Source organism: Actinoplanes sp. NPDC051859 (genome assembly GCF_044452725.1).
GTDB lineage: Bacteria > Actinomycetota > Actinomycetes > Mycobacteriales > Micromonosporaceae > Actinoplanes.
This window is the reverse complement of sequence record NZ_JBITBX010000005.1, coordinates 318990-344663: the sequence shown is the minus strand read 5'-3', so window position 1 is coordinate 344663 and position 25674 is coordinate 318990. Positions and strand designations below refer to the sequence as shown.

General features: G+C 70.4%; 26 protein-coding genes. 15 read left to right on the top strand and 11 right to left on the bottom strand.

Annotated elements, in window-relative coordinates; genetic code table 11:
- Window positions 1-13: 13 nt before the first annotated feature.
- The 4 genes from ACIA1L_RS15575 to ACIA1L_RS15560 all read right to left on the bottom strand — a co-directional run bounded on the left by ACIA1L_RS15575 (window position 14) and on the right by ACIA1L_RS15560 (window position 6399).
- Complete coding sequence (locus ACIA1L_RS15575) at window positions 14-1837, bottom strand: LamG-like jellyroll fold domain-containing protein (RefSeq protein WP_396073369.1); 1824 nt, start codon at window positions 1835-1837, stop codon at window positions 14-16.
- Window positions 1838-1993: 156 nt separating this feature from the next.
- Window positions 1994-3034, bottom strand: coding sequence for a hypothetical protein (locus ACIA1L_RS15570; RefSeq protein WP_396073368.1), 1041 nt, complete (start codon window positions 3032-3034; stop codon window positions 1994-1996).
- A 76-nt stretch (window positions 3035-3110) separates the two neighbouring features.
- The gene (locus ACIA1L_RS15565) at window positions 3111-5255 is read right to left on the bottom strand and encodes a transglycosylase domain-containing protein (RefSeq protein WP_396073367.1); all 2145 of its coding nucleotides are present in this window, start codon (window positions 5253-5255) and stop codon (window positions 3111-3113) included.
- Between the two features lie 160 nt (window positions 5256-5415).
- Window positions 5416-6399 carry an alpha/beta hydrolase family protein gene (locus ACIA1L_RS15560; RefSeq protein ID WP_396073366.1) on the bottom strand — a complete coding sequence of 328 codons (984 nt, stop codon included), beginning with the start codon at window positions 6397-6399 and terminating at the stop codon, window positions 5416-5418.
- Between the two features lie 124 nt (window positions 6400-6523).
- Between ACIA1L_RS15560 and ACIA1L_RS15555 the strand changes: the two genes are divergently transcribed.
- On the top strand, window positions 6524-7306 hold the full coding sequence (locus ACIA1L_RS15555) for an LLM class F420-dependent oxidoreductase (RefSeq protein ID WP_396073365.1): 783 nt from the start codon (window positions 6524-6526) through the stop codon (window positions 7304-7306).
- A gap of 57 nt (window positions 7307-7363) precedes the next feature.
- On the opposite strand, the gene ACIA1L_RS15550 is transcribed toward ACIA1L_RS15555, so the two are convergent.
- Window positions 7364-8827, bottom strand: a complete 1464-nt coding sequence (locus tag ACIA1L_RS15550) for a GntP family permease (RefSeq protein ID WP_396073364.1) — start codon at window positions 8825-8827, stop codon at window positions 7364-7366.
- Window positions 8828-8925: 98 nt separating this feature from the next.
- On the opposite strand from ACIA1L_RS15550, the gene ACIA1L_RS15545 reads away from it, so the two are divergent.
- The 5 genes from ACIA1L_RS15545 to thrS all read left to right on the top strand — a co-directional run bounded on the left by ACIA1L_RS15545 (window position 8926) and on the right by thrS (window position 13000).
- Window positions 8926-9507: a GNAT family N-acetyltransferase gene (locus ACIA1L_RS15545; protein ID WP_396073363.1), complete on the top strand. Its 582-nt coding sequence runs from the start codon at window positions 8926-8928 to the stop codon at window positions 9505-9507.
- On the top strand, window positions 9500-10360 hold the full coding sequence (locus tag ACIA1L_RS15540) for an amidohydrolase family protein (protein WP_396073362.1): 861 nt from the start codon (window positions 9500-9502) through the stop codon (window positions 10358-10360). The genes ACIA1L_RS15545 and ACIA1L_RS15540 overlap by 8 nt, the downstream gene beginning before the upstream one ends.
- 94 nt (window positions 10361-10454) lie before the next feature.
- The gene (locus ACIA1L_RS15535; protein ID WP_396073361.1) at window positions 10455-10610 is read left to right on the top strand and encodes a hypothetical protein; all 156 of its coding nucleotides are present in this window, start codon (window positions 10455-10457) and stop codon (window positions 10608-10610) included.
- Between the two features lie 40 nt (window positions 10611-10650).
- Window positions 10651-11544 (top strand): PfkB family carbohydrate kinase, encoded by an 894-nt coding sequence (locus ACIA1L_RS15530; protein WP_396073360.1) that lies wholly within the window; start codon window positions 10651-10653, stop codon window positions 11542-11544.
- Between the two features lie 202 nt (window positions 11545-11746).
- Complete coding sequence (gene thrS, locus ACIA1L_RS15525; protein ID WP_396073359.1) at window positions 11747-13000, top strand: threonine--tRNA ligase; 1254 nt, start codon at window positions 11747-11749, stop codon at window positions 12998-13000.
- On the opposite strand, the gene ACIA1L_RS15520 is transcribed toward thrS, so the two are convergent.
- The 4 genes from ACIA1L_RS15520 to ACIA1L_RS15505 all read right to left on the bottom strand — a co-directional run bounded on the left by ACIA1L_RS15520 (window position 12997) and on the right by ACIA1L_RS15505 (window position 17381).
- Window positions 12997-13392, bottom strand: coding sequence for an HIT family protein (locus ACIA1L_RS15520; protein ID WP_396073358.1), 396 nt, complete (start codon window positions 13390-13392; stop codon window positions 12997-12999). The two genes, thrS and ACIA1L_RS15520, sit on opposite strands and share 4 nt — an antisense overlap.
- Before the next feature lie 74 nt (window positions 13393-13466).
- Window positions 13467-14477 (bottom strand): NADP-dependent oxidoreductase, encoded by a 1011-nt coding sequence (locus ACIA1L_RS15515; protein WP_396073622.1) that lies wholly within the window; start codon window positions 14475-14477, stop codon window positions 13467-13469.
- Window positions 14478-14544: 67 nt separating this feature from the next.
- A complete protein-coding gene (gene htpG / locus ACIA1L_RS15510; RefSeq protein ID WP_396073357.1) occupies window positions 14545-16389 on the bottom strand; it encodes a molecular chaperone HtpG in 1845 nt (614 codons plus the stop codon).
- A 59-nt stretch (window positions 16390-16448) separates the two neighbouring features.
- Entirely contained in the window at window positions 16449-17381 is a 933-nt protein-coding gene (locus tag ACIA1L_RS15505; RefSeq protein ID WP_396073356.1) for a hypothetical protein, read from the bottom strand.
- A 174-nt stretch (window positions 17382-17555) separates the two neighbouring features.
- Here ACIA1L_RS15505 and ACIA1L_RS15500 point away from each other — a divergent pair, with 174 nt between their 5' ends.
- The 3 genes from ACIA1L_RS15500 to ACIA1L_RS15490 all read left to right on the top strand — a co-directional run bounded on the left by ACIA1L_RS15500 (window position 17556) and on the right by ACIA1L_RS15490 (window position 19094).
- A complete protein-coding gene (locus tag ACIA1L_RS15500) occupies window positions 17556-17825 on the top strand; it encodes a hypothetical protein (protein WP_396073355.1) in 270 nt (89 codons plus the stop codon).
- Window positions 17826-17871: 46 nt separating this feature from the next.
- A complete protein-coding gene (locus tag ACIA1L_RS15495; protein ID WP_396073354.1) occupies window positions 17872-18651 on the top strand; it encodes an alpha/beta hydrolase in 780 nt (259 codons plus the stop codon).
- 74 nt (window positions 18652-18725) lie between these two features.
- Window positions 18726-19094: a hypothetical protein gene (locus ACIA1L_RS15490; RefSeq protein WP_396073353.1), complete on the top strand. Its 369-nt coding sequence runs from the start codon at window positions 18726-18728 to the stop codon at window positions 19092-19094.
- Here ACIA1L_RS15490 and ACIA1L_RS15485 read toward each other — a convergent pair.
- Window positions 19060-19434 carry a hypothetical protein gene (locus ACIA1L_RS15485; protein ID WP_396073352.1) on the bottom strand — a complete coding sequence of 125 codons (375 nt, stop codon included), beginning with the start codon at window positions 19432-19434 and terminating at the stop codon, window positions 19060-19062. The genes ACIA1L_RS15490 and ACIA1L_RS15485 overlap by 35 nt on opposite strands.
- 91 nt (window positions 19435-19525) lie before the next feature.
- Between ACIA1L_RS15485 and ACIA1L_RS15480 the strand changes: the two genes are divergently transcribed.
- On the top strand, window positions 19526-20410 hold the full coding sequence (locus ACIA1L_RS15480) for an ABC transporter substrate-binding protein (RefSeq protein ID WP_396073351.1): 885 nt from the start codon (window positions 19526-19528) through the stop codon (window positions 20408-20410).
- A 44-nt stretch (window positions 20411-20454) separates the two neighbouring features.
- On the opposite strand, the gene ACIA1L_RS15475 is transcribed toward ACIA1L_RS15480, so the two are convergent.
- Entirely contained in the window at window positions 20455-21249 is a 795-nt protein-coding gene (locus tag ACIA1L_RS15475) for a CDP-alcohol phosphatidyltransferase family protein (protein WP_396073350.1), read from the bottom strand.
- 113 nt (window positions 21250-21362) lie between these two features.
- Between ACIA1L_RS15475 and ACIA1L_RS15470 the strand changes: the two genes are divergently transcribed.
- Genes ACIA1L_RS15470 through ACIA1L_RS15450 form a run of 5 tightly spaced genes read left to right on the top strand, consistent with a single transcriptional unit; the run spans window position 21363 to window position 25658 of the window.
- Window positions 21363-22346, top strand: a complete 984-nt coding sequence (locus tag ACIA1L_RS15470; protein WP_396073349.1) for a zinc-binding alcohol dehydrogenase — start codon at window positions 21363-21365, stop codon at window positions 22344-22346.
- Window positions 22347-22745 carry a 6-pyruvoyl trahydropterin synthase family protein gene (locus tag ACIA1L_RS15465; RefSeq protein WP_396073348.1) on the top strand — a complete coding sequence of 133 codons (399 nt, stop codon included), beginning with the start codon at window positions 22347-22349 and terminating at the stop codon, window positions 22743-22745.
- Window positions 22742-23779 carry a glycosyltransferase family 4 protein gene (locus ACIA1L_RS15460; RefSeq protein ID WP_396073347.1) on the top strand — a complete coding sequence of 346 codons (1038 nt, stop codon included), beginning with the start codon at window positions 22742-22744 and terminating at the stop codon, window positions 23777-23779. The genes ACIA1L_RS15465 and ACIA1L_RS15460 overlap by 4 nt, the downstream gene beginning before the upstream one ends.
- A complete protein-coding gene (locus tag ACIA1L_RS15455; protein WP_396073346.1) occupies window positions 23776-24573 on the top strand; it encodes a class I SAM-dependent methyltransferase in 798 nt (265 codons plus the stop codon). Before ACIA1L_RS15460 ends, ACIA1L_RS15455 begins: the two co-directional genes overlap by 4 nt.
- 32 nt (window positions 24574-24605) lie before the next feature.
- Window positions 24606-25658: a lysylphosphatidylglycerol synthase transmembrane domain-containing protein gene (locus ACIA1L_RS15450; RefSeq protein WP_396073345.1), complete on the top strand. Its 1053-nt coding sequence runs from the start codon at window positions 24606-24608 to the stop codon at window positions 25656-25658.
- Window positions 25659-25674: the final 16 nt, after the last annotated feature.

Here is a 25674-nt window from a genome sequence, read left to right as displayed (position 1 = left end):
CACGTCCGTGGGCTCAGCCGATGCTGACCCAGACGTCGTCGATGCTGCCGTAGAACTGGTCGTTGTTGGCACCCGTACCCTTGCCGCCCAGGCTGAGCGGCTGCGTGCTGACCACCGACAGGGCCGCCGGAACCGTCGTGCTGCCCTGCACCTTGTCGTCCACCAGAATGGTCAGCGCAGTGCCGACCCGGCGGCACTCGATGGCGTGCCAGCTGCCATCGGCCATCGAAGTACTGCTCTTAGCGATATAGATGGTGGCCTCCTTGCCGCTCATGACGCAGCTCGGCTTGCCGGACACCCCGTCGACCTGCAGCTTGTACTGGCCGCCCGCGGTCGAATAGCCCTTCTGCAGGACGTTCTCACCGGACGACGTCTCCGCGGGCGACAGCAGGACGCCAGCGCCGTACCGCAGGTCCTTGGCACCCGGGTTGAGGCCCGGCGCGTCGGCAGCCTGCAGGACGACCCGGCCGCAGGTCGCCCCCGCGCACTTCGGCGGGAACGCGAGGGCCTGACCGCTGCCGTGCGGCACGGTCTTGAGGACACCACCGTTGACCGCGAGAGTCTTGAGCAGGTGCCCGTTACCGGAACCGTCGTCGTACGTGCCGTCAGCCACCGTCGAGTCGAAGTTGTACGACGCCACGTACGGCGACGGCGGCGCGGGCGGGACCGGCTGCCGGGAGGTCGGGCCACCGAAGGCCGCGTACCGCTTCTGGGTCACACCACCGACCGTGGTGAAGTCGCCGCCGACACTGAGCAGGCCGGAGGCGGGATTCGTGGCGAGCGTACGGACACCCACGACGCCGTTGGCCTGCGGTCCCCATTCGAGCAGGTTGCCCGCGTTGTCGACCGCGGCCAGCTTGACCCGGGCCACCGACCCGTCCGTGCAGGCGCCCTTGGCGCCGTTGTTGGTGGTCGTGCAGGCACGGTCGAAGTGGCCGCCGACATAGGTGGTGTCGCCGAGAACCGCGATCGCCTGGGCGTCACCGTCGAAGACGCGGGTCCAGCGGGCCGCACCGGCGAAGGTATAGGAGATGGCCCGGCCGCCCTGGCCGCCGAGCGCCGCGTACACCCCGGTGGGGCTGGTGGTCAGCGCGAACACCTGCGACACCGGCTTCGGCAGGAAGGTCTTGTCCAGCACGCCGGTGACGCCGTCGACCGCGGTGAGCCGCAGTGTGGACTTCACGTCGTTGGTCTTGTGGAAACTGCCACCCAGATAGACCTTGCCGTTCGCGGTCGCGAGCGCGTTGACCGTGTCGTCGGTCTTCGGCGCCCAGGCGTCGAGCGCGCCGGTCGCCGTCTGGAAGGCGGCCAGGTTCGCGCGAGCGGCACCGTCCACGGAGGTGATGCGGCCGCCCACATACAGGCGCCCGTTGGCAACGGCGAGCGCGTTGGGCTGACCCAGCACCGTGTGCTTGAGCGCGCCGAGTGCACCGGTGGTGGCGTCGATCCCGGCAACCGCATCGCGGGACATCCCGGCGACCTTGTCGAAGTCCCCGGCGGCGAAAACGGTGGCGTTGTCGACGGCGAGCGCCCGGACCGTCGCGTCGGCACCGGGGTTCCAGCCGAGCAACGTGCCCGTACGCGAGTCGTAGGCGGCGAGCCGTTCGCGGCCGATCTGCTTGCCGTTGACCACGGCGGCGGTGAACGAGCCACCGACGTAGACCACGTCGCCGCGGTGGGCGACGGCGTAGACCGGGCCGTTGAAGGACGGGGTTGCTGCGGGCGTACTGGAGACGACCTCGGCCAGAGCGGCGCCGCCCGCGGTGACCAGTGCGGCCGCCACGCCGAGGGTGATCAGTTTGCGCCTGGCGGATGTCAGGCTTCGGTTATTCAGCACACCAGCAGTCAACGGCGCTCGCGCCCCGCAGGTCGCGAGCACCGGTCCGGCGATCAGGTCACATTGTCGGCCTAACGGGTAATTCGCACCACTATGGTGTGGTCGGCCGGATCGGCGGTCACGAACCGTCCGGCTTGATCGTTTCCCGCCGCGCTTTCAGTCGACCACCGGCGGCGCCGTCCGCGCGGCTTCCGTCAGCTCCGCTGCGGCTTCCGAGTACGGGTTGTAGCTGTACGACCGGGCCAGCGTCCCCGGCACCGTGAAGTACTCCGCCATGAGCTTGGCCGGATCGATGGCGATCTCGCCCCGCCCGGGCAGGTCGTTGCCGTCATCCCAACCCCAGGGCGCGTTCGCCGAGTTGGTGCCGCAGGAGTAGGTGCCGGTGCCACAGCCGCCGGAAGTGTCCCCCGCAAACGTGCCGAGCTGGGCAAACAGGCTGGTGTTCGTCCGCTGCGCCCACAGTCCGTCGACGGAGAAGATGTCGATCAGGGCGTAGCGCACATCTCGGTCGTCGGCGTTGCCCGGCGTCTCCGCGACCGTCGACGGGTAGTAGACGATGCCGTCGCCGTTGATCGCATACTGCGGGTACGCCTTGAGTCCGTGCCCGCCGCGTTCCTGCGCCGTCACCGGGTGGGTGAATCCGTCGTGCGGCGACGACTGCATCCGCAGCGTCCCGTCGACCGTCTCGCGGCCGCCCGTCCAGCTGCCGCCGGCGGGCGTGTAGGAATAGAAGTTGGCGTGCGCCACGGTGACCGCGGCGCGCAACACGCCGTAGTCGCTGCCGTCGCGCTCGACCGCGAGCGTCAGCCCCTCGCCGTCGTTCTCGTGCTCAGCCTCGAAGAACGGGTGGTCGATCCAGTCGCGCGGGTGGAAGAAGAAATACGTGAGGTACCAGTGGCTGGCCGTCTCGGTCACCGAGTAGTAGACGTGGGCGGCGAATGACGCGTTCGCCGATCCGGCGTTGTCCCAGTTGTCCCGCCCGTTCAGGTTCCCGTCGAAGTCCACCCGGGTGAGGTAGTCCGACTTCCCGCCGAGCGCATGACTGCCGGTCGTGTCCACGTCCTGGTAATGCACGGGCGCCCAGCGCAACGCCAGCTGAGCCCGACTGACCGCCGCTTGGGCGGGCGCCGGAACGGCCAGCCCGGCACCGGCGAGCGCAGCGACCAGCACGGCCGCGAACCTGCCCCTGACCACCATGCACCCTCCCCGCGCCCCATGAGATAGACAAAAATCAATCTATGGGTACGCGAGGAGCCTTGTATAGCCGCCCGAGCTATTCGCCGGGTCGTTTGAACTGCACCTCGGGCTTGCCCTCCATGGCACCGGCCAGCGCCTCGTACGTCGCCGGGTTGACGATGCCGTGATCCATCTGGTCGGTGTGGTTGGCCCAGTCCGGGTTCACCAGATAACCGGCGAACACCAGCGACGAGGTGCCCACCACCAGCGAAGCCGTCCGGAACGCGTCAGTGGTGCCCGTCTTGCCGAAGATCGGGTGACCCACAGCCGGCCGGGCGGCGGGCTCGGTCGAGCCGCCACAGTTACCGAGCTGCGCCTGGTCGCCGACCGGGCAACGCGCCGCGTCGAGCGCCTTCCGCGCCACCTCCGTGCTGGTCACCCGCTTGCACTGCGGCTGACCTGCGTCGATCTGGGTGCCGTCGGCCGAGGTGATCTTCTCGACCGGGGTCGGCTTGCAGTACATGCCGTCACCGGCCAGCGTCGCGTACGCATTGGCGACGTCCAACGGCGTCGACGCCGACACACCGAGGGTGAACGCACCCCACTGGTGGGCGGCCTCCTCATTGTTGGCCTTTTCCGCGTCCTGCTGCGCACGGAACTGGATGCCGAAGCGCTTCGCCACGTCGACGACCTTCTCCGCGCCGACCTGTTCCTGCAACGGCACGAAGTAGGTGTTCACCGACTTCGCGAAGCCGCTCCACATGTTGAACGTGCCCTTGAGGCCCGCGTACGCGTTCTCCGGGCAGTAGAAGTTCGTGCCCTTGCAGGCCGCCGGCGAGTTGTACTCGATGATGTAGCCCGACTTGTAGGTGTTGCCCTGGGTGATCGAGTGGTCCAGCCCGAAGCCGTTCTCCAGCGCCGCCACCATGGTCAACATCTTGAACACCGAGCCCGACTGGTAACCGACGATGTCCCCGCCGCCGGTGATGATCGGGTTGGTGGTGTTCGGGTAGGTGCCGCGGATGCCCTTGGCCGCCAACTCCGGATTCGAGCTGATCTCGTTCTGCGGATCCTCGGGGTTGTCCAGCTTGAACTTGCGGTTCGTGGCGAGTGAACGGACCTTTCCGGTGCCCGGCTCGATGCCCGCGAGCAGCAGCGCGTTGCGGTTCTTGTCGCTGATCCGCTCGGTGATCTGCTTACGGGCGGCCGACTGCGCTTGGATGTCCAGCGACGTGACGACCTGGTAACCGCCGCTCTTCAGCTGCCGTTCGCGCTCATAGGTGGTCGCGCCGAACGCCTCCTGGCTCAGCCACCAGCGGTAGAAGTAGTCGCAGAAGAAGCCCCAGTTGTTCTTCGCCACCGACACGCAGCCGTTACCCGGCCGGTTCGTGGTCCGGCCGAGCTTCACTTCCTTGGCCTTCTTGGCCTGCTCCGGCGTGACATACTTCAGCTCGACCATGTTGTCGATGATGTAGTCCCGCCGGGTCACTGCCTGCGGATAGCCCGTCGTGGTGGTCGGGTCGAACGACGTCGGCGCCTTCACCATCCCGGCCAGCAGCGCCGCCTCCGGCACCGTCAGGTCCTTCGGCTTCTTCTTGAAGTAGACCTGGCTGCCCGCGTAGACGCCGTAGGCGCCGTTACCGAACGGGGCCATGTTCAGGTAGCGCTCGAGAATCTGCTCCTTGGTGAGCTCCTTCTCGACCTGCATGGCGTACTTCATTTCGGTGAGCTTGCGCTCCGGGCTGTCCTTCGTCGCGTCGATCGCCTGCTGGGGCGTCTTCGCCGAGTACGCCAGCGACATCCGCACGTATTGCATGGTCAGCGTGGATGCGCCCTGCTGCGCGCCGCCGTTGCGGTTGTTGACGAACGCCCGCGCGACGCCCTTGAGGTCGACACCGTTGTGCTGGTAGAACTGGTGGTCCTCGGCGGCGACGATCGCGTCCTGCATGTTCTTCGAAATGTCCTTCAGCGGGACATCGCTGCGGAACTCGTCATACATGACCGCCAGCTGGGTCTTGCCGTCCGAGGCGAAGATCCGGGTCACCTGTGGTGCCGACTGCTGCTCCAACTCGCTGGGCAGCTCCGCGAAACCCTTCGAACCCGCTTTCGCCGCCAACCCGGACATCGCCACCGCCGGGAACGACGCCGCCGCCACCACCACGCCAGCGAGCAGACCGCAGATCACCAGCGAGCCGGTGTTGGCAAAGATGGAGCGATCACGTTTTCGGGTCCAGAAAGTCACCCGGCCCACGTTAGCCACGAACTTGTAGCACCGCCTCTCGACTGTTGGCCCTATTTGTCAGCAAAGAGGACCGTATCGAGGGATTACTGGCTCCGCCAGCCCCGCCGCACCTGAAAAGATGCTCAGGAGTGGAATCCATCACACCCGCGCCCGGTACGGATTAGAGCTGGTTCTCGAACGTGGCCACGCCACCGGTCGCCGCATCCTGAGGCAGCCTTGCCTTGGCGGCGGCGTCGCCGTACAGGGCCCAACGCAGGAAGTCTGTCGAGGTGGTGGTGACGGCCTCAAAATCGTCGCCCTGGGTGACGTGGCCGCCGTCGGTGATCGAGAGCATGGCCCGCGACCAGGGCACGGCGGAGAAGACCGCATGCCCGGCCCGGTACGTGACAGTCTCGTCCTTGCGCCCGTGCACGAACAGCATCGCGGCCGCCGGCCCGGTGAACGGCGTGCCCTGGAAGTCGGTTCCGTTGAAGATCAACCCGGCCTTGAGGCGCTCGTCACGCCGTGCACTGAACAGCCCCGCCGTGGTGATGCCGCCCGCCGAATGACCCGCCGCGGCGATCCGGTTCCCGTCGATGCCCCCGGCCAGCGGATCCCCCGGTGCCAGCATCGTGTCGATCACATGGGAGGCGTCGGCGGGCTGGTTGATGATGTCCGACGAGTCCAGGTGCTGAGCGCCGTTCGACGTGTTCGGATAGGTCGGGGCGGCAACGACGATGCCCGCCTGTGCCCACCGGGCCAGCATCGCCGCATAGTCGGCCGGTTGCGAGGTGAGCCCGTGGCTGAACAGCACCAGCGGAAACCGCCCCGAGGCGAGCGGCGCCTCATCGACCGGGTTCTGCGCCGCCGCGCCGGACGCCGGATAGAACACCGTGGTCGGCAGTGCCCGGTCACCGCGGCTGAAGGGCAGGACCCGCCGGCCGATCGCGTACGCCGTGACGGGCGCGGTGCCCGGCGGCGGCACGTACGCAGTGGTGACGCTCTGTGGTCCCAGGGATGACGCTGTGGTGGAGCCGAGGATCGGCACGGCCGAGGCCGAGGCGCTGGGCGCCGCCGGCACGGGCACCTGGGGAGCGGGGTCCGCCGAGCAGGCGGCCAGAGAGCCGACTCCGGCGAGTCCGAGCAGCAGTGTCCGTCTACGCATGGTGACCAGTGTGCAAGGCGTTGCTGTGATGACCTTGAGAAACGCGACGAGCCGTGCATCACATCCGGTGACGATGGCGCGTGGGGCGGGCCGGTCCGCACCGATCGGCATAGGCTTCCGGTTCATGACCAACCGGCCTGTGAGAATCGGGCTGCAACTGCAGCCGCAGCACGCGGAATACCCGGCGATCCGGCGGGCAGCCGCCGAGGCGGAAGAGCTCGGCGTCGACGTCCTCTTCAACTGGGACCACTTCTATCCGCTCTATGGCGAGCCCGAGGGTCTGCACTTCGAGTGCTGGACCATGCTCGGTGCCTGGGCGGAGGCGACCTCACGGGTGGAGATCGGCGCGCTCGTGACGTGCAACAGCTATCGCAATCCGGAACTGCTCGCCGACATGGCCCGGACCGTCGACCACATCAGCGACGGCCGGCTCATCCTCGGCATCGGCTCCGGTTGGTTCGAGAAGGACTACCAGGAGTACGGCTACGAATTCGGCACGGCGGGCGGGCGACTGGACGTCCTTGCTGAAGCCCTGCCGCGGATCGAGAAGCGCTTCGGCAAGCTGAACCCGCCGCCGACCCGGGACATCCCCGTCCTCATCGGCGGCGGTGGCGAGAAGAAGACCCTCAAGCTGGTCGCCAAGCACGCCGACATCTGGCACAGCTTCGGTGACGCCGACACCCTGCGGCACAAACTGACGGTGCTCGGCAAGCACTGCGTTGACGTGGGCCGCGACATCACCGAGATCGAGCTGTCCAGCGGAGTTCCGGCGGACAGCAAGCCCGAGGCCGCGGCTGGCCTGCGCGCCCAAGGCGTCTCGCTGTTCACGATCGGCATCGGCGGCCCGAAGCCGGACCTCGCCCCGCTGCGTGACTGGCTGGCCTGGCGCGACGAGCAGAACGGCTGACCGAGTCACGGTGCCAGGTGGCGGGCACCCCGGTCACGGAGGTGCCCGCCGGACGGCTCACACGACCAGGTCGAGCAGCAGCACGCAGCCGAAGCCGACCACCGAGATGATCGTCTCCATCACCGACCAGGTTTTGATGGTCTGACCCACGGTCATCCCGAAGTACTCCTTGACCAGCCAGAAGCCGGCGTCGTTGACATGCGAGAAGAACAGCGAGCCGCAGCCGATGGCGAGGGCGAGCAGGCTCACGCCCGGCTTGTCCAAGGTTGCGGCGAGTGGTGCCACGATCCCGGCGGCGGTGATGGTCGCGACGGTGGCCGAGCCGGTGGCGACCCGGATGCCCACGGCGACGAGGAAGCCCAGCAGCAGCGGGGACAGATCGGCGCTCTTGGCCGCGTCCGCCACCACCGAGCCGACGCCCGCGTCGACCAGCACCTGTTTGAAGCCTCCGCCGGCGGCCACGATGAGCAGAATTCCGGCGATCGGTGGCAGCGCACCGCCGATCACCGACGAAGTCCGCACCCGGTCGAAGCCCACGCGCTTGCCGAGCGTCCACATCGCCAGCAGCAGGCCGGCCAGCAACGCCACCACCGGATCGCCCGCCACCTCGAAGGCCGTCCGCAGATGCCCCTCGGCGAGAGTCAGCTCCGCAACGGCCCGCAGCAGCATCAGCACCACCGGCACCAGCACGGTGAGCACCGCGGCCCAGAAGCCCGGGAAGCGGCGGCCCGCGGGCAGCGCGGCGTCGGTGTCCGGCCCGTCAGCCGGCCCGGACACCGTGGGATCGACGACCCGACCGTCCGCGGCGCGGTCGGCATCCGTCGCCTCGCGCAGCGCGCCGGCGGGCACGGCAAGCGGCACATGCTTGGCGATGAAGGTGCCGAAGATCGGGCCGGAGACGATCACCGTGGGAATCGCGCAGATCAGTCCGAGGGCCAGGGTCAGGCCCAGGTCGGCGCCGAGGCTGGAGATCGCGACCAGCGGACCGGGGTGGGGCGGCACCAGTCCGTGCAGCACGGACAGGCCGGCCAGCGCCGGGATACCGATCTTCAGCAGCGGCACGTCCGTGCGTTGCGCGACCAGCAGCACGATCGGCACCAGCAGCACGACGCCGACCTCGAAGAACAGGGGTAGGCCGATGAGCGCGGCGACGCCCGCCATCGCCCAGGGCAGCGCGGAGCCGGACACCCGCCGCACGATGGTGCCCACGATGCCGTCGGCGCCACCCGATTCGGCCAGCAGGGCACCGATCATCGCGCCGAGGGCGATCAGCAGGCCGACGCTGCCGACCGTGCTACCGACGCCGGCCTTGAAGGAGGTGATGGTGTCGCCCGGCGCGGCGCCGGCGACGATCCCGAGCGCGGCCGCGCCGAGGATCAGGGCGAGAAACGGATGCCATTTCGCCCACGCGATGAGCAGGACGACGACCGCGATTCCGAGCACCGCGGCGACGACGAGTTGGCCGGTCCCGGCGGAGGTGATGGCCTCCGCCGCCCAGGCCGGAGCGGCATGCGCTGTCATGGGCGAGCCGTACCCGGATAGACGGCAATCGAATCTCTGGCGGACACGCGGGGCGGAATTCGCCGGCACGATGCGGCCCGACGGGGCACCATGGTCGCGTGCCGAGCCTTGATCACGCCGAGCTGCGTCCCGCCTATCCCGTCCGCACCGAGCGCCTGCTGCTGCGCCCCCTCACCGAGGCTGACGTGGACGACATGCTGGTTTACCGCAGCCGCCCGGACGTCTGCCGCTACGTGCCGTTCGCGCCGATGGACCGGCAGGTGCTGCTCGACCGGCTCGCCGGGCCGTGGGCTCGCACCGCGCTGACCGGCGAAGACCAGTCCCTGACCCTCGGCGTCGAACTCGCGGCGACGGGCCAGCTCGTCGGGGACGTCATCCTGTTCTGGCACAGCGCGTTGCATCGCGGCGGAGAGGTCGGCTACCTGCTCGATCCCCGGTTCACCGGCCACGGCTACGCCACCGAGGCGGCAGCCGCCATGCTCCGGCTGGGCTTCGAAGAGCTGGGACTGCATCGCATCATCGCCCGCCTCGACGAACGCAACGAGGCCTCCGCGGCGGTGGCCCGGCGACTCGGCATGCGCCTGGAGGCCCGGCTGGTGCTCAACGAGCTCTTCAAGGGCGAGTGGAGCACCGAGCTCGACTTCGCCATGCTCGCCGACGAATGGCGACAGCGTGGCTGATCTCGCCGCAACGCTCGGCCTGCCCGGCCTCGCCGACGTGCACACGCACTTTCTGCCCGAGCGCATGCAGCGCCGGGTCTGGGCGCACTTCGACGAGGCGGGGCCGCTGATCGGCCGGGAATGGCCCATCACCTACCGGGGCACGGAGGCCGAGCGGGTGGCCGAACTCGGCCGGCTCGGCGTTCGGATGTTCACCGCGCTCGCGTACGCCCACCGCCCCGGTATGGCCGCCGACCTCAACGCCTGGAGCTGGGACTTCGCGGCGCGTACCCCGGGCTGCCTGCCGAGCGCCACCTTTTTCCCGGAGCCGTCGGCGGCCGATGACGTACGGACGGCGCTGGACCGTGGCGCCCGGATCTTCAAACTTCATCTGCAGGTTGGCGGGTTCGACCCCCGCGACGAGGCATTGGACGAGGCGTGGGGGTTGCTCGCCGAATCCGGGACGCCGGTGATCGTGCATGCCGGGTCGGGCCCGGTTCCCCACGGGTTCACCGGTCCCGGGCCGATCGGCGAAGTGCTCGCCCGGCACCCGCGACTCGCGATGATCGCCGCGCACCTCGGCGCCCCCGAGTACGCGGGCTTTCTCGCGCTGGCCGAACGTTATGAGCGCGCCGGGCTCGACACCACGATGGCGTTCACGCGGTTCTTCGACGACCTTGCGCCGTTCCCCGCGGACCTGCTGCCGCGGCTGAAGGAGCTGGGCCTGTCCGGCAAGGTTCTGCTGGGCAGTGACTTCCCCAACATCCCCTATCCGTACGCCCACCAGCTCGAGTCCCTCGCCGGGCTGGGCCTCGGCGACGCGTGGCTGCGAGCGGTGTGTTGGGACAACGCGGCAGCATTATTCGGCCTGTGACGGCGTGCCCGCGGCGACCGGGCCAGCGTCGCTGTGCCACGATATCGATCTCCCGGGCTACCACCACCCGGGAGCGCAGCGGGAGGTGAACGGCATGAAGAAGGCCCTCGGATGGATCCTGCTCGCCCTGCTCCTCTTTTACATCGGCACCAACCCCGGGCCGGCCGCCGAAACCGCTCGGGGCGTCGGCAGCGGCATCGCCGACATCTTCCGCAACATCGGCGTCTTCTTCTCCGAGCTGGCCTCCTGACCATCGTGCGCCTCGTCCGCGGCCACGCCGATCCGAGGTCATGAACGCCGTGCGCCTCAGTTTCGTCGGCTTGTCGACCGTGGACCTGGTGCAGCGCGTCGACCGGCTGCCCGGTCTGGACGAGAAGGCCGAAGCGGTATCCGCCGAGGTGGCTGCCGGCGGCCCGGCCACCAACGCTGCCGTCACCGCGGCCGCGCTCGGCGCCGAGGTCACCCTGGTCACTGCGGTCGGGGCGCACCCACTCGGCGACTTGATTCGCGCTGACCTCGCGGCGCACGGCGTCACCCTGCTCGACGCGGCGCCGCACATCACCGCCGCTCCGCCGGTCTCTGCGGTCACGGTGTTGGACGCCACCGGGCAGCGGACGATCGTGAGCCGGAACGCGGGCGGTGTCGCGGTGGGCGTACCCGAGGATCTGGATCGGACGTTGCGCACCGCGGACCTGGTGCTGGCCGATGGGCATCATCCCGCGCTGGCCCGGGCCGCCGCGGCCAGCGGTCGGCCCCTGGTGTTGGACGCCGGTTCCTGGCGGCCGGTCTTCGCCGAACTGCTGCCGGTCGCCGACTTCACTGCCTGCTCGGCGGCGTTCCGGCCCCCCGGTGACCAGCCGGTCGAGCAGGGGTTGCGCAACCTCGGAGTACGGCGCGGCGCGATCACCCGCGGCCCGGACCCGGTGCGGTGGTGGGACGAGGGCCCCGCGGGCGCAGTCGCCACCGAAGGCGACATCGAGGTCCCACCGGCCGCCGCGGTGGACACTGCCGGAGCGGGCGACGCGTTCCATGGCGCGCTCTGCGTGGCGTGGGGGCGCGGCGCGGGCACGGTGGAGGCACTGCAGTTCGCGATCGCTGTCGCCGGGCTCCGCGTCCGGCATCGGGGCGCGCGTTCCTGGCTGGCGGCACTGCGGGAAGACCCCGTCGCGCAGCAGTGGCGTTGAGCTCCGCAGCGCCGAAATTCCCTGTGCCGGGCGGCGGGCGCGGCCTAGCATCAGGGCCATGAACCTCAGGATGGTGACGACCACGCCGGACCGACCCGGCGATAGTTCGCGCTGAATCCTGCGACGACCTGGCCCCGGGCGAGCTGCCCGGGGCCGTCTGCTGTCCAGGGTGATCTCTCCCGGCAGACCCGAGGAGACCACCATGCTTGCCGACCACCGCCGACTCGGCCGTGACCTCGACATCTTCGACTCCGACCCACTCTTGGGCGCAGGCCTGCCGTTCTGGCTCCCCGCCGGCGCCGCGGCCCGCTACGAGGTCGAGTCCTACGTGCGTGACCTGGAGAAACGCGCCGGATACCAGCACGTGTACTCGCCCGTTCTGGGCAAGCGCGAGCTCTACGAGCGCTCCGGCCACTGGGCACACTTCGCTGACGACATGTTCCCGGCGATGCCGGTCGGCGGCGGAGACGACGCACTCGTGCTGCGGCCCAGCCTGTGCCCGCACCACGCGCTGATCTTCAAGTCCCGACCCCGGTCGTACCGGGACCTGCCGCTGCGGATCGCCGAGCTCGGCTCGATGTACCGCGCGGAACGCTCGGGCGTCCTGGGCGGACTGACCCGGGTGCGCGCCATCTCCCTCAACGACGGCCACGTGTTCTGTGCTCCTTCGCAGGCTGGGGCGGAAGTCGCCGAAGCGCTGCGGCTGATGGGCCAGGCTCACGCCGCACTGGGACTGCGAGTGTCGTCCTACCGCGTGTCGCTGCGCGGGGCGCAGGCTGACGGCCCGTCGGCGGGTGGAGACAAAGCCGGCGGCGGATATGCGGGTGGCGACAGCGCGTGGGACGCGGCTGGGCGGGTGCTGCGCGAGGCCCTCGAGGATGCGGGGCTGCCTTACGAGGTGGCCGCCGGCGAAGCGGCGTTCTACGGTCCCAAGATCGACGTGCAGATCGCCGACCCGGTGGGGCGGGAGTCCACCCTGTCGACCGTCCAGCTCGACTTTCACCAGCCGGCACAGTTCGGCTTGTCCTTCGCCGACGCCGCGGGCGGCCGGGACCGGCCGGTGATGGTGCACCGCAGCCTGGTCGGCTCGTTCGAGCGGCTGTTCGCCCACCTGCTCGAGGCCTTCGACGGCGCGCTGCCGCCGTGGTACTCCCCGGTGCAGGTCGTCGTGCTGCCGGTGGCCGCCGAGCAGGACGCGGCGGCCGCAGCGTTCGCCCGGGACGCCATCGCTGCCGGGCTGCGCGCCGAGGTGTCTCACGACGGCTCCCTCGGCGCGCGGATCCGGGCCGCGGCTGGGCGCAAGGTCCCGTACCTCGCGGTGGTGGGGGCCAGGGAAGCAGCACGGGGTGAGGTGGCGTTGCGGCTGCGGGACGGTCGGCAGCTTGCCGTCCAGCCGGGAGCGTCGGCCGTGGCCCGGATGAGGGCGGCGGTGGCAGCGCGCGCGATCGAGGTCTAGCCGAGCGCGTCCAGGATGCGCTTGTGGTGCGCGTCCAGCTCGTCGCCACTCACGTTCGGGTTCGCCCTGGTGAAGTCGAACTCGGCCATCTCCCACGCCGGGAAGACGTGCACGTGGGCGTGCGGCACCTCGAACCCGGCGACCACCAGGCCGACCCGGGGCGCGTCGAACACCCGCTTCAGCGCGGCGCCGATGGTGTGGCTCACCGTCATCACTCGGGTGAGCAGCTCCGGCTCGAGGTCGGTCCACTCGTCGATCTCGGCGCGCGGCACGACCAGGGTGTGGCCGGAGGTCAGCGGCGCGATGGTGAGGAAGGCGGCGACCTGATCGTCGGACCAGACGATCCGGCCGGGCAGTTCACCGTTGATGATTTTCGAAAAGATCGTCGGCACAGAACAACCTTCCTACGGGTACGCCGGACGCGTCCATGACATCACGACGAGTGCGTCCGGCGTACCACCGCCGGTCAGGCGAGCCGCACGAGGTTCTTGCCGACGCCGTCGCCGCGGAGCATGGCGAGGAAGGCCTCCGGTGCGGCCTCGATGCCGTCGAAGACCGTCTCGCGGTGCTTGATGGTGCCGGCGGCGACCAGCGGCGCTACCTCGCGGACGAACTCGTCGCGCAGATCGCCGTGGTCGCTGACCAACATGCCGCGCAGGGTCAGCCGCTTGGCGATCACCATGGCGAGGTTGCGCGGCGCCGGGGTGGGCTCGGTGGCGTTGTAGACACTGATCATGCCGCAGACGCAGATCCGGCCGTGCACGGTGAGCGACGAGATCGCCGCTTCGAGGTGATCGCCGCCGACATTGTCGAAGTAGACGTCGATGCCGTCCGGGGCGGCCGCGCGCAGCTGGTCGCGGACCGGACCGTCGTGATAGTCGAAGGCCGCGTCGAAGCCCAACTCGTCGCGCAGGTACGCCACCTTCTCCGCGGAGCCGGCGCTGCCGATCACCCGGGCCGCGCCCCGATGCCGGGCGAGCTGGCCGACGACCTGCCCCACAGCGCCGGCCGCGCTGGAGACGAAGACCGTGTCGCCGGGCTTGAACTCGGCGGTCCGCAGCAGGCCCGCGTACGCGGTCAGCCCGGTCATGCCCAGCACCCCGAGGAACGCGCCCAGCGGGGCCACCGACGGGTCGACCTTCGCCACCCCCTTGGCCGGCAGCAGCGCATACTCGCGCCAACCGAGGCCGTGCAGCACCATGTCGCCGGACTTCAGGTGGTCGACGCCGCTGCTGACCACCTCGCCGACCGCGCCACCCTCCAGGGCCTTACCGACCTCGAACGGCGGCACGTACGACTCACGGTCGTCCATCCGGCCCCGCATGTACGGGTCGACGCTCATCACCTGATTACGGACGAGCACCTGGCCGGGGCCGGGATCGGGCACCTCGGTGCGGGCAACCTCGAACGTGTCGGCGGTGGGCCAGCCCTGGGGCCGGGCGGCGAGACGGATCTCGGTGGAATTCACGCTCATGATCCGACCCTAGACCGCGATCCCCGCCGCCCGGACCCGCTCTCGGCCCCGGGCGACGAAGATCTCTGTTTCAGACGGTACGGGCCAGCCGGTCGGCGAGCAGCTTGGCGAACCGGGCCGGGTCGGCCAGGTCCCCGCCCTCGGCGAGCAGGGCGGTGCCGTACAGCAGTTCGGCCGTCTCCGGCAGGTCCACGGCGGCGGCGTCCCGGGCGTACGCGTCGCGCAGGCCGGTCACCAGCGCGTGCTCCGGGTTGAGCTCGAGGATCCGCTTGACGGGCGGCACGTCCTGGCCCATCGCCTTGTACATCTTCTCCAGGGTGGGTGTGATGTCGTCGGCGTCGCTGACCAGGCAGGCCGGCGAGTTGGTGAGCCGGGTGGACAGCCGCACCTCCTTGACCTCGTCGAGGGTCTCGCCCAGCCAGGTCAGCAGCGGCGCGAACTCGCCAGTCTGTTCCTCGCTCGGCTTGGAGTCCGAGGGCAGGTCGACGTTGCCGCGGGCGATCGACTGGAGCTTCTTGCCGTCGTAGTCCGGCACGGCGTCGACCCAGATCTCGTCCACCGGGTCGGTGAGCAGCAGGACCTCGTACCCCTGGGCCTTGAAGGCCTCCATGTGCGGGGAGTTCTCCACCTGCGCGCGGCTCTCGCCGGTCATGAAGTAGATCTCCTCCTGGCCCTCCTTCATCCGGGACACGTAGTCGGCCAGGGTGGTCGGCTCGTCGGTGCCGGTGGCGGCGAAGGAGGCGATGTCGAGGATGGCCTTGCGGTCGTCGGCCTCGCCGAGTAGGCCTTCCTTGACCGCGCGGCCGAACTCGCGCCAGAAGGTGCGGTACTTCTCCGGGTCCTTCGTCAGCATCTCCTTGACGGTGGACAGCACCTTCTTGGCGAGCCGGCGCCGGATCAGCTGGATGTGCCGGTCCTGCTGCAGGATCTCGCGGGAGATGTTCAGCGACAGGTCAGCGGCGTCCACCACACCCTTCACGAAGCGCAGGTAATCCGGGATCAGCTCGCGGGTGTCGTCCATGATGAACACGCGCTTGACGTAGAGCTGAATGCCGCGGCGGCCGTCGCGCTGGAACAGGTCGTGCGGGGCGCGGGCCGGAATGAACAGCAGCGCCTCGTACTCGAAGGTGCCTTCCGCCTTGAGGTTGATGGTTTCGAGGGGATCGGTCCAGTCGTGGCTGATGTGCCGGTAGAACTCGGCGTACTCCTCGTCCTTGACCTCGGACCGCGGCCGGGACCACAGCGCCTTCATGGAGTTCAGCGTCTCCGGCTCGCCCTCGGCCTTGACCAGGCGGACCGGGAACGAGATGAAGTCGGAGTAGCGCTTGACGATCTCCCGGATCTTCCACTCGTCGGCGTAGTCGTAGAGCGCGTCCTCTTCGTCCTTCGGCCGCAGGTGGACGGTCACGGCGGTGCCGACGGGCGCGTCTGCCACGTCCTCGATCGTGTACGTGCCCTCGCCCGCCGACTCCCAGCGCGTGCCCGTGTCCTCGCCGGCCTTGCGGGTGACCAGCGAAACGTTGTCCGCGACCATGAACGTCGAGTAGAAGCCGACGCCGAACTGGCCGATCAGTTCGGCGGACTCCTTGTTCTCCTTGAGCTGGCGCAGCATCTCGGCGGTGCCGGAGCGGGCGATGGTGCCGATCAGGCCGACGACCTCGTCACGGGTCATGCCGATGCCGTTGTCCCGGACGGTCAACGTGCGTGCTTCGGTGTCGGCCTCGATCGCGATGTGCGGGTCCTCGGCCTTCAACGCCTCGTCGTGCAGGCCAGCAAGGCGCCGCTTGTCCAAGGCGTCGGAGGCGTTGGAGATCAGCTCGCGCAGGAAGATGTCCTTGTTCGAGTAGATCGAGTGGACCATCAACTGCAATAGCTGGCGGGCCTCGGCCTGGAACTCCAGCGTCTCGGTGCTCATGAACGTCCCTCCGTGCGTACGGTGTCTTTCCGCCGCTGATCGTATGACCCGCCGTCGGGCTACTCGAACGGGTCGCCGGTGGGCACGACCGGCGGCCAGTCCACCGAGCCCGGTCCCGGGAGCCCGCCAGTGCCGGGCAACCACGGGAATTCGTGGTCGTCATCGTCCTTGGCCTGCGACTTTGCCGGTTGCGGCGCGGACGGCTGAGGTTGCGTGGCGGGTGTCGTGGCCGGTGTGGTCGCGGGCGTGGTCGCCGGAGTCGTGGCGGGTGTGGTCGCCGGAGTCGTGGCGGGTGTGGTCGCCGGAGTCGTGGCCGGCGTCGTCGCGGGCGTCGTGGCCGGTGTGGTCGCGGGCGTGGTCGCCGGAGTCGTGGCCGGTGTGGTCGCGGGCGTCGTGGCCGGAGTCGTCGCGGGCGTCGTCGCGGGCGGGCGGGTGGTCGGGGTGGTGGGGGCGGGAGTGGTGGGGCGCGGGACCGGTCGGGTGGTGGGGCGATCCGGGGTGGGGCGAGCCGGGGTGGGCACCGGCGGCTGCACGACCAGCGGAGGCGGCGAGAATCCCGGCGGCCGGGCGCCGGTGGTGGATGGCTGCGGCACGGTGATCACGGGCAGGGGCCCGGAGGTGGTCGCCACCGGAGTCGCGCCGGTCGCAGGCGGCGGGGCCTGAGTTGCCGGTTCCTGCGTCGTCGGGTCCTGGCCTTGAGCCGCGGCAGCGCCGGCCGCGGGCGGGGTGGTCAACGTCAGAATCCGCGAAGGTGTCCTCGGCACGGCACCGTTCTGTCGAGGCACCACCCGCACGCCCGGCGCCGCGCGCAGTGCCGAGCCGATCTCCGCCTCCGCGCCGGCGGCCACGGTCCGGTCTTGCCGGGCCGGACCGGACTGCTCGCTGGTGGCACCGAGAAAGACGGCACCGGTGCCGGAGACCACGCACACCACCGCCATGCACCCGATGATCTGCTTTTCCCGCATCGTCAACTCAACCATGGAAATGGTCATACCGGCATGAAGGTGATTTTTATGGCTGTTCCACAATATTTCCCTCCGTGTCGCCACTGGCGAGAATCATCGCAAATTTCACGCTGAGCAACCCTTGCTGGGCCTCAATTACCCTGGGTATCGTCGCCCTGCACACCGCCAGCGCCCAGCTGACGGGCGGATCAGAGGACAAGTGTGAGACTCAGCGAGATCGCCATGGCGGCGGCTGTGACCGTGAGTGTTTGTGGCGTCTCTTACGCTACGTTAGATTCACGCAATGGCGTCGAAGCGGCCACCAAAGCCGCTCAACGGGCCTCCTGCCGGACCGTCCAAGCCGCGATCATTGCCTACGAGGTGCAGCACCAGACCGCGCCGACCCGGATTGCCCAGCTCAAGCCCCTCGTCGACGGTGATATCTCGAAGTACCGCATCGTCAACGGACGGGTCGCCGGCCCCGGCTGCTGACACTCGGCGACCGTCACGCCAGCCAACGTGCGACGTTGCACGGTTCATGAACAGGCGCACCGTCCTTACCGCTGCCTCTGCCGCCGCCGTGGCCTCGATCGCCGTGGCCGCTGGCGGCTACGCGCGGTCCCGCTATGCCGCCGAACCCGTCATCCCGGACGTGCCGGTGGGCGACGAGCGCCTGGAACAGCGTGAGTCACGAGCACGCGGCCGCACGGTCGACTTCTACACCGCCGTACCCGCCGGCTACGGCGACGGCCGCGGCCTGCCGGTGTGTCTCGTCCTGCACGGCGCGTCGAAGACCGCAACGGACTTCCCTGCGCTGGGGTTCGCCCGGTTCGCCACCGACTCGGTGCGCCGGGGCAACCCGCCGTTCGTTTTCGCAGGCGCGACCGGCGGACGGCTGGCCTGGCGCCCCGCCGGCGCGGACGATCCGCAACGGATGGTGCACGAGGAACTGCCCGCCTGGTGCGCGGAACGCGGCTTCGACAGCAGTCGGCTCGCCGTCTGCGGCTGGTCGATGGGCGGCTACGGCTCACTGCTGCTGGCACAGACCTTCCCGGGCTTCGTCCGGGCCGTCGCGGCCTTCTCCCCCGCCGTGTCGCCGGGCGACGACACATTCACTCACGTGGCGGCATTGCGTGACGTGCCGGTCGGCCTGTGGTGTGGCACCGACGACGGGCTGCTCGCGGACGTCCAGGCGCTGGAGCGGGCATTGCCGCAGCCCAAGGCCGCCGGAACGTACGCCGAGGGGCGGCACAACTTTGCGTACTGGAGCACGTGTCTGCCCGCCGCGTGCGACCTCGTCGCGCGAGTGAATGGGTAGCGACCTTTACGACATCCCCGACCTTCCGTAGCGTTACCACTCAGTGCAACGATTCCGTAACGCTCGGAGGAGCCATGCGCCGTACCGCCGTCCTCATCGGAACCGTCCTCGCCGCGCTCTGGGTCGCCGTACCCGCGCAGGCGTTCGCCCACAACGCCGTCCACCACGCCGGGATGCACGCGCTTCTCGACGGCCTCACCCTCGCAGTCGCCTCCGCACCGGTGTGGACGGCGCTGCTGTGGCGCGGCTCGCACCGCCTGTGGCTGGCCGCGCTGATCAGCGTCGTGCAGATCCCGGTCGCCGTCATCGGTTTCGTGCCGATCGCCAACCCGTACCTGCATCTGACGCTGTTCGCCGTGGCCCTGGGTCTCACCGGCGTCTCGTTGCACCTCGTCCGGCGCAGCGCGCTCAGCGCACCGGCACCGGCGGCCGACCGGCAGTGACCCACTCGCCGGACGGCGTCCGGACGGCCAGGCCCGACACCGGGTCGTCCGGGGCCGCACCGGCCCGCAACACTCGCACCACCGGACAGCCCGCGGTTTCGGGATGCCAGAACCCGGCCGGATCACGGACGGCCGACCAGCGACAGTGCTCCTCGTCGGTGAAGCCCCAGGCCAGCAACAGGTCCCGACCGCCCATCGAATACCGGCCGGCGGAGGCCACCCGGTCCCCGTCGGCACGGTGGAAGTAGTCGGCCCGCAGACCCGGCACGGTCACGCCCTCGAAAGCGGCGTCAGTAACGGTGCGGTGCGGGGTGTAGAAGTCGAGCTCGGGCATCGGCACGCAGAGACCGTGCCACGGAGGCCGGGCGGCCCAGGCGCAGGACACGGCAAGGGAACCGCATCGAGTGACGAATAGGGCAGACTCAGGCGTCATGCGCCTCGTCTCCCTGCTGCCGTCCGCCACCGAAATCGTGTACGCCCTCGGCCTCGGCGACGATCTGATCGGCGTCACCTTCGAATGCGACGAACCGCCCTCGGCCCGCACGGACAAGACTGTCGTAGTCGGCGGCCGGGACACCCGTGGCATGACGCCCGCGGAGATCGACGGCTATGTGAAGGAGCAGATGGCGGCCGGCGCCGACCTCTACACCCTGCACGCGGGGGCGCTGGCCGGGCTCGATCCTGAACTGATTTTGACGCAGGACCTCTGCCGGGTGTGCGCGCTGCCGTCCGGGCAGGTCTCTGGTGCGCTGGATCACCTGGGCTGCCGGGCGGACGTGCTGTCGCTGGATCCGTACACCCTGGAGGAAGTGCTTGCCACATTCCTCGAGGTGGGTGACCGGGCTGGCGTGCCGGAGCGCGCCGCTGAACTGGTGGCCGACCTGCGGAAGCGGCTCGGCGCGGTGGAGGCAGCGGTAGCCGGGCGGCCACGACCGCGGGTCGCGATCGTCGAGTGGGTGGATCCGCCGTTCACCGCCGGCCACTGGGTGCCGGACCTGATCACCGCCGCGGGCGGCGAGCCGGTGGCGGCCCGCGCCGGACAGCGGTCCGTGGAGACCACCTGGGCAGACCTCGCTGGACCGCAGCCCGACATTGTCCTGGTCACGCCGTGCGGCTTCCACCTGGCCGGCGCGGTGGGCCAGGCCGCTCAGGTGGTGCCGCATTTCCCTGAGGCGCAGGTGTGGGCGATCGACGGTGACGCGCTGGTCGTCCGGCCCGGTCCCCGGGTGGTCGACGGGGTCGAGGCCATCGCGGCGATCCTGCACCCGGACGCCGTCCCGGCCGCGCCGGCCGAAACGATCCAGCGGGTCGCCTGAAGCGGGCTACTTCCGAAAGGGGTCGCCCGAGCAAGCCGTCCGGCTCAGACGCCGACCGAGGCCGGGCGGCGGGTGCCGCGGCGCGATGGCGCAGTGCGACGGGTCAGCGGCACCACCACGGCGGCGCGACGGGCCTGCTCGGTGCGCCACAGCCAGGCGACGTCGCGCCCGAACGACCAGGTGAGCGAGACCAGAGCCGCGGCCAGCGCGACGAGTGACACCGCGTCGGGCAGCAGGCTCGCGGTCGCGACGACCAGGACGATGCCCTGCGTCGCGGCGACGACCTTGCGGGAGAACTTCGGCGGCAGCGCGCCGGACAGCCAGGGAGCGGCCCACGAGGCGGCGACGAACACGTAGCGGAAGGCGCCGAGAGCGATGGTCCACCAGCCGAAGGTGCCGGCGACGAAGACGCTCAGCACGAGGATCAGGAACGCGTCGATCTCCATGTCGAAGCGGGCGCCCAGCGGTGTGGTGCTGTTCATTCGACGGGCCACCTGACCGTCCACGCCGTCCAGGGCCAGGGCCACGCCGACGAGCGCTACCAGCACCGGCAGCACGACCGGCTGCGCGAAGGAGGTCGCCACCAGTGCGGTGACTGCGCCGACCAGCGTCGCGCGACCGAGGGTGACCGCGTTGGCGGGACCCAGCGCGCGCATCCCGGCCCGGCGCATCCCGCGGCTGAGCAGGACACCCAACGCCAGCGCGTAGACCGTGCCGGTCAGCCAGCCAGCCAGGCTCAGCCCGGTCGTGGCGGCCAGCAATGCCATGAGGCCGATCTGGACGACCACCCCGGTCAGGGGTCCCCGCTCGATGCGGGCGGTCATCGTGTCGATACTCATAGTCACGCGCCTCCGGGTCTGGTGATCGGGGTCCCCGCTATGGTTGCCCGTGCTGCCCCTGAACACGCATCGATCGCGTGATCGGTTCACCGCACCCGAGGAGATTCACCCCCATGCCCCCTACAGCCGAGGCGTTCTGGCTGGTCAAGCCCGGTTCTGGGGAAATCCGACCGACGCCGGTTTCCGCTCCCGGACCCGGCGAGGTGCTGGTTCGCACGCTGCATTCGGGCGTGAGCCGAGGCACCGAGACGCTCGTCTTCCGCGGTGGCGTGCCGGAGAGCCAGCACACCGCGATGCGCGCCCCGTTCCAGGACGGCGACTTCCCGGCCCCCGTCAAGTACGGCTACCTCAATGTCGGCGTCGTCGAGCAGGGACCGGCCGACCTGCTCGGCCGGACGGTGTTCTGCCTCTACCCCCATCAGACCCGCTACGTGGTCCCTGTCGAGGCGGTGACCGTCGTGCCGGACACCGTGCCGCCCGCACGGGCCGTCCTCGCCGGCACGGTGGAGACCGCGCTGAACGCGCTGTGGGATGCCGCACCGCTGGTCGGTGACCGGATCGCCGTCGTGGGCGCCGGCATGGTCGGCGCCGGGGTCGCGGCGATTCTGTCCCGCTTTCCGGGCGTACGCGTGCAAGTGGTGGACGCCAACCCGGACCGGGCCGACGTCGCCCGCGCCCTCGGGGTGGATTTTGCCCTGCCCGCCGACGCCACCGGCGACCGCGACCTCGTGGTGCACGCCAGCGCCACCGCAGCCGGCCTCACCCGCTCGCTCGAGCTGCTGGCCGACGAGGGCACGGTGATCGAGCTGAGCTGGTACGGCGACCAGCCGGTCAGCGTGCCCCTGGGCGAGAACTTCCACTCTCGACGGCTCACCATCCGCAGCAGTCAGGTCGGCGGCATCGCCCCGGCCCGACGTGGCCGCCGCTCGTACGCCGACCGCCTCGCCGTCGCGCTCGATTTGCTTGCCGACCCGGTCTTCGACACCCTGCTGACCGGCGAATCCACCTTCGCGGAGCTCCCCGCGGTCCTACCCCGGCTGACATCGGGCGAACTTCCCGCCCTGTGTCACCTGATCACCTATCCCAGTGGAGACTGAATGTTCAGCGTTACCGTCCGTGACCACATCATGATCGCGCACAGCTTCGCCGGCGAGGTTTTCGGACCTGCCCAGAAGCTGCACGGCGCCACGTTCGTGGTGGACGCCACGTTCAAGCGTCCCGAGTTGGACGCCGACAACATCGTGGTCGACATGGGCCTCGCCGGGGCCGAGCTGAAGGCGATCTGCGGCGCCCTGAGCTACCGCAACCTGGACGACGAGGCCGACTTCAAAGGCGTCAACACGTCCACCGAGTTCCTGGCCAAGGTCATCGCCGACCGGCTCACCGACAAGATCGCCGCGGGTGACCTCGGTGCCGGCGCGAGCGGGATCACCGGCATCGCCGTGACCCTGCACGAGTCGCACATCGCCTGGGCCGGCTACGAGCGGACGCTGTGACCGATCCGCTGTGGGCGGTGCTGCCGGGCGACATCGACGACCCGGCAGCACCCAGCGGCGGCAACACGTACGACCGGCGGGTGCTGACCGGGCTCGCCACGATCCGGACGGTGCACGAGATCGCGGCCGCCGGGCGGTGGCCGTATCCGTCGGCGGACGACGAGGCTGGGCTGGCTCGTGCCCTCCGCGCGATCCCGGACGGTGCGACGGTACTCCTCGACGGGCTCGTGGCCTGCGCGGCGCCGGACGTCATCGAGGGCGCGGCCGCCCGGTTGCGGCTGGCCGTCCTCGTGCATCTGCCGCTGGGTGACGAGCTCGGCGCCGCTCCCGAGTTGCCCGCCCGCGAACGTCGCACCCTGCACGCCGCCCACGCGGTCGTGGCGACCAGCGCGGGCGCGGCGCGGCGCCTGGAAAGCCTGCACGACCTCCCGGCAGGGACCGTGCACGTGGCGTTGCCTGGTGTCGACCCCGCGCCCGAAGCCGTCGGCAGCGCGACCGGGAACCGGCTGCTCTGTGTGGCATCCCTCACTCCGCGCAAGGCACAGAACGTGCTGGTGGAGGCGCTGCGTTCGCTAGACGACCTCGACTGGACCTGCGAATGCGTGGGCGCGCTCGACGCCGTTCCGGCCTTCGCCGACCGGGTCCGCGCCCGGGCCGGCGACCGCGTGCGATTCCGGGGAACCCGCGCCGGCGCCGCGCTGGAAGCCTCCTACGCGGACGCTGACCTGCTGGTGCTGCCGTCGCTCGCCGAGACCTACGGCATGGTCGTCACCGAGGCGCTCGCCCGCGGCATCCCCGTGCTCGGCACCCAGGTCGAAGGCGTGCCGGAGGCGATCGGCCAGGCCCCTGACGGCACCGTGCCGGGTGGGCTTGTGCCGCCCGGCGACGTAGAGTCCCTGGCCACGGCCCTGCGGCGGTGGCTCACCGACGACGAGCTGCGCCGCGACTGGCGGACCGCGGCCCGAGCCCGGCGCGGCAACCTGCGCGGCTGGGACGAGACCACCCGACGACTGAGCGAGGTATTACACCCATGACCGGAGAGTTCAGCACCGGCTGGCTGTCGCTGCGCGAGCCCGCCGATGCGGCCGCCCGCGCCACCGACCTGATCGACCAGCTGTCGATCGGCGGTGACCTCGTCATCCGCGACCTCGGCTGCGGCACCGGGTCGATGGCCCGCTGGCTGGCCCCGCGGCTGCCCGGTCCGCAACGGTGGATCCTGCAGGACCGCGACCCGGCACTGCTGGCGTACGCCGCCGCGCACGTGCCCGAGGCCGCCGCAGACGGCAGCGCGGTGACCGTGGAGACGGTCGAGGCGGACGTGACGGCCCTCACCGCCGCCGATCTGAAGGGCGTGTCGCTGGTCACCTGCTCAGCGCTGCTCGACCTGTTCACCGCCGAGGAAGTGCGGGCGTTGGCCGAGGTCTGCGTCGAAGCCGGCACCCCGGCCCTGTTCACCCTCTCCGTGGTGGGCGAGGTGCAGCTGGACCCGCCGCACCCGCTCGACGCCGAGGTCGCCGCCGCGTTCAACGAGCACCAGCGCCGCGAGCACGGCGGCCGGTGGCTGCTCGGAGGAGAGTCCGTCGGCGCTGCGGCGGAGGCTTTCGCCACCGCCGGGGCAACCGTGACCACCCGACCAAGCCCCTGGCAGCTGGGACCCGAGCAGGGCGCACTGGCCGCCGAATGGCTGCGCGGCTGGGTCGCCGCGGCCGCCGAGCAGCGCCCTGACCTGGCACTCGACGACTACCTCGCGGCCCGGACAGCCGCTGCGGAGGCGGGCGAACTCCAGGTCACGGTCGGGCATCAAGATCTTCTGGCGCAGAAAGTCTGAACCGCCTGCCACTGTCCGGCCGTATGAGTTGCATGAAGGCAACGCGGAGGGACGGGGCGATGAACCGATCGATCTGGGCTTGGGTGCGAGTGCTCGGTGGGGTGGCCATCCTCGCCGTGCTGCTCTGGCGCCTCGGCACCGGCGCGTTCCTCGACGGGCTGCGGGTCATCGACGCCGGCACGCTCGGCACGGCCTTCGCGATCGGCGTGGCAACCACGGTGCTCAGCGCCTGGCGCTGGTGCCTCGTCGCCCGTGGGCTCGGCATGAGGCTCTCGCTGCGGACCGCGATCGGCGACTACTACAAGGCGCTGTTCATCAACGCGGCCCTGCCGGGCGGCATCCTCGGCGACGTCGACCGGGCCGTCCAGCACGGCCGTGACGCCGGCGACGTCGGCCGTGGCGTCCGGGCAGTGGTGCTGGAGCGTACGGCCGGGCAGATCGTGCTCGTGACGGTCGGACTGACCGTGCTGCTGACCGTACCGTCGCCGGTGTTGACGCAGTTGCGTGAGCACGGCCAGACGGTCGCCGTCGTGGCCGCGACCACCGCGGCGCTCGCGGTGGTGCTCTTCCTCGCGGTCGGCAAGCTCCGCGGCGGCGCCTCGCGGTGGGCGAAGGCGGCGCGGACCGGGGTCAGCGAGATCCGGGCCGGGCTGCTCGCCCGGCGCAACTGGCCCGGCATCGTGCTCGCCTCCACCCTCGTGCTGGCCGGACACCTGTCCACCTTCCTGGTGGCGGCCCGCGCGGCCGGGTCCGAGGCCACGCTGCTGCGCCTGGCCCCGCTGCTGCTGTTGGCGTTGCTGGCGATGACGCTGCCGCTGAACATCGGCGGTTGGGGACCCCGGGAAGGAGTCACCGCGTGGGCGTTCGGCGCCGCGGGGCTCAGCGCCACCCAGGGCCTCACCATCGCGGTCGTCTACGGGCTTTTCGCCTTCGTCGCCGCCCTGCCCGGCCTGGTCGTCATCGTGACCCGCGCCCTGGCCCGGACCCGGGCGAAGACTCCGGTGGTCGCCCCGGCCGCAGAGGTCATCGTCCTCCGTCCCGCCGCCCCGCGGCCCGTCCGGGACCTGGTCGGCAGCAGTGCGTGAGTGTGCCATCACGCTG

Excerpts from the sequence above, each read along its gene's own strand:
- ACIA1L_RS15570 (WP_396073368.1), bottom strand. The coding sequence starts at position 3,034 with ATGGTGGTCAGGGGCAGGTTCGCGGCCGTGCTGGTCGCTGCGCTCGCC.
- ACIA1L_RS15560 (WP_396073366.1), bottom strand. The coding sequence starts at position 6,399 with ATGCGTAGACGGACACTGCTGCTCGGACTCGCCGGAGTCGGCTCTCTG.
- ACIA1L_RS15555 (WP_396073365.1), top strand. The coding sequence starts at position 6,524 with ATGACCAACCGGCCTGTGAGAATCGGGCTGCAACTGCAGCCGCAGCAC.
- ACIA1L_RS15550 (WP_396073364.1), bottom strand. The coding sequence starts at position 8,827 with ATGACAGCGCATGCCGCTCCGGCCTGGGCGGCGGAGGCCATCACCTCC.
- ACIA1L_RS15535 (WP_396073361.1), top strand. The coding sequence starts at position 10,455 with ATGAAGAAGGCCCTCGGATGGATCCTGCTCGCCCTGCTCCTCTTTTAC.
- ACIA1L_RS15530 (WP_396073360.1), top strand. The coding sequence starts at position 10,651 with ATGAACGCCGTGCGCCTCAGTTTCGTCGGCTTGTCGACCGTGGACCTG.
- thrS (WP_396073359.1), top strand. The coding sequence starts at position 11,747 with ATGCTTGCCGACCACCGCCGACTCGGCCGTGACCTCGACATCTTCGAC.
- htpG (WP_396073357.1), bottom strand. The coding sequence starts at position 16,389 with ATGAGCACCGAGACGCTGGAGTTCCAGGCCGAGGCCCGCCAGCTATTG.
- ACIA1L_RS15505 (WP_396073356.1), bottom strand. The coding sequence starts at position 17,381 with ATGACCATTTCCATGGTTGAGTTGACGATGCGGGAAAAGCAGATCATC.
- ACIA1L_RS15495 (WP_396073354.1), top strand. The coding sequence starts at position 17,872 with ATGAACAGGCGCACCGTCCTTACCGCTGCCTCTGCCGCCGCCGTGGCC.
- ACIA1L_RS15490 (WP_396073353.1), top strand. The coding sequence starts at position 18,726 with ATGCGCCGTACCGCCGTCCTCATCGGAACCGTCCTCGCCGCGCTCTGG.
- ACIA1L_RS15480 (WP_396073351.1), top strand. The coding sequence starts at position 19,526 with ATGCGCCTCGTCTCCCTGCTGCCGTCCGCCACCGAAATCGTGTACGCC.
- ACIA1L_RS15475 (WP_396073350.1), bottom strand. The coding sequence starts at position 21,249 with ATGAGTATCGACACGATGACCGCCCGCATCGAGCGGGGACCCCTGACC.
- ACIA1L_RS15470 (WP_396073349.1), top strand. The coding sequence starts at position 21,363 with ATGCCCCCTACAGCCGAGGCGTTCTGGCTGGTCAAGCCCGGTTCTGGG.
- ACIA1L_RS15465 (WP_396073348.1), top strand. The coding sequence starts at position 22,347 with ATGTTCAGCGTTACCGTCCGTGACCACATCATGATCGCGCACAGCTTC.
- ACIA1L_RS15455 (WP_396073346.1), top strand. The coding sequence starts at position 23,776 with ATGACCGGAGAGTTCAGCACCGGCTGGCTGTCGCTGCGCGAGCCCGCC.
- ACIA1L_RS15450 (WP_396073345.1), top strand. The coding sequence starts at position 24,606 with ATGAAGGCAACGCGGAGGGACGGGGCGATGAACCGATCGATCTGGGCT.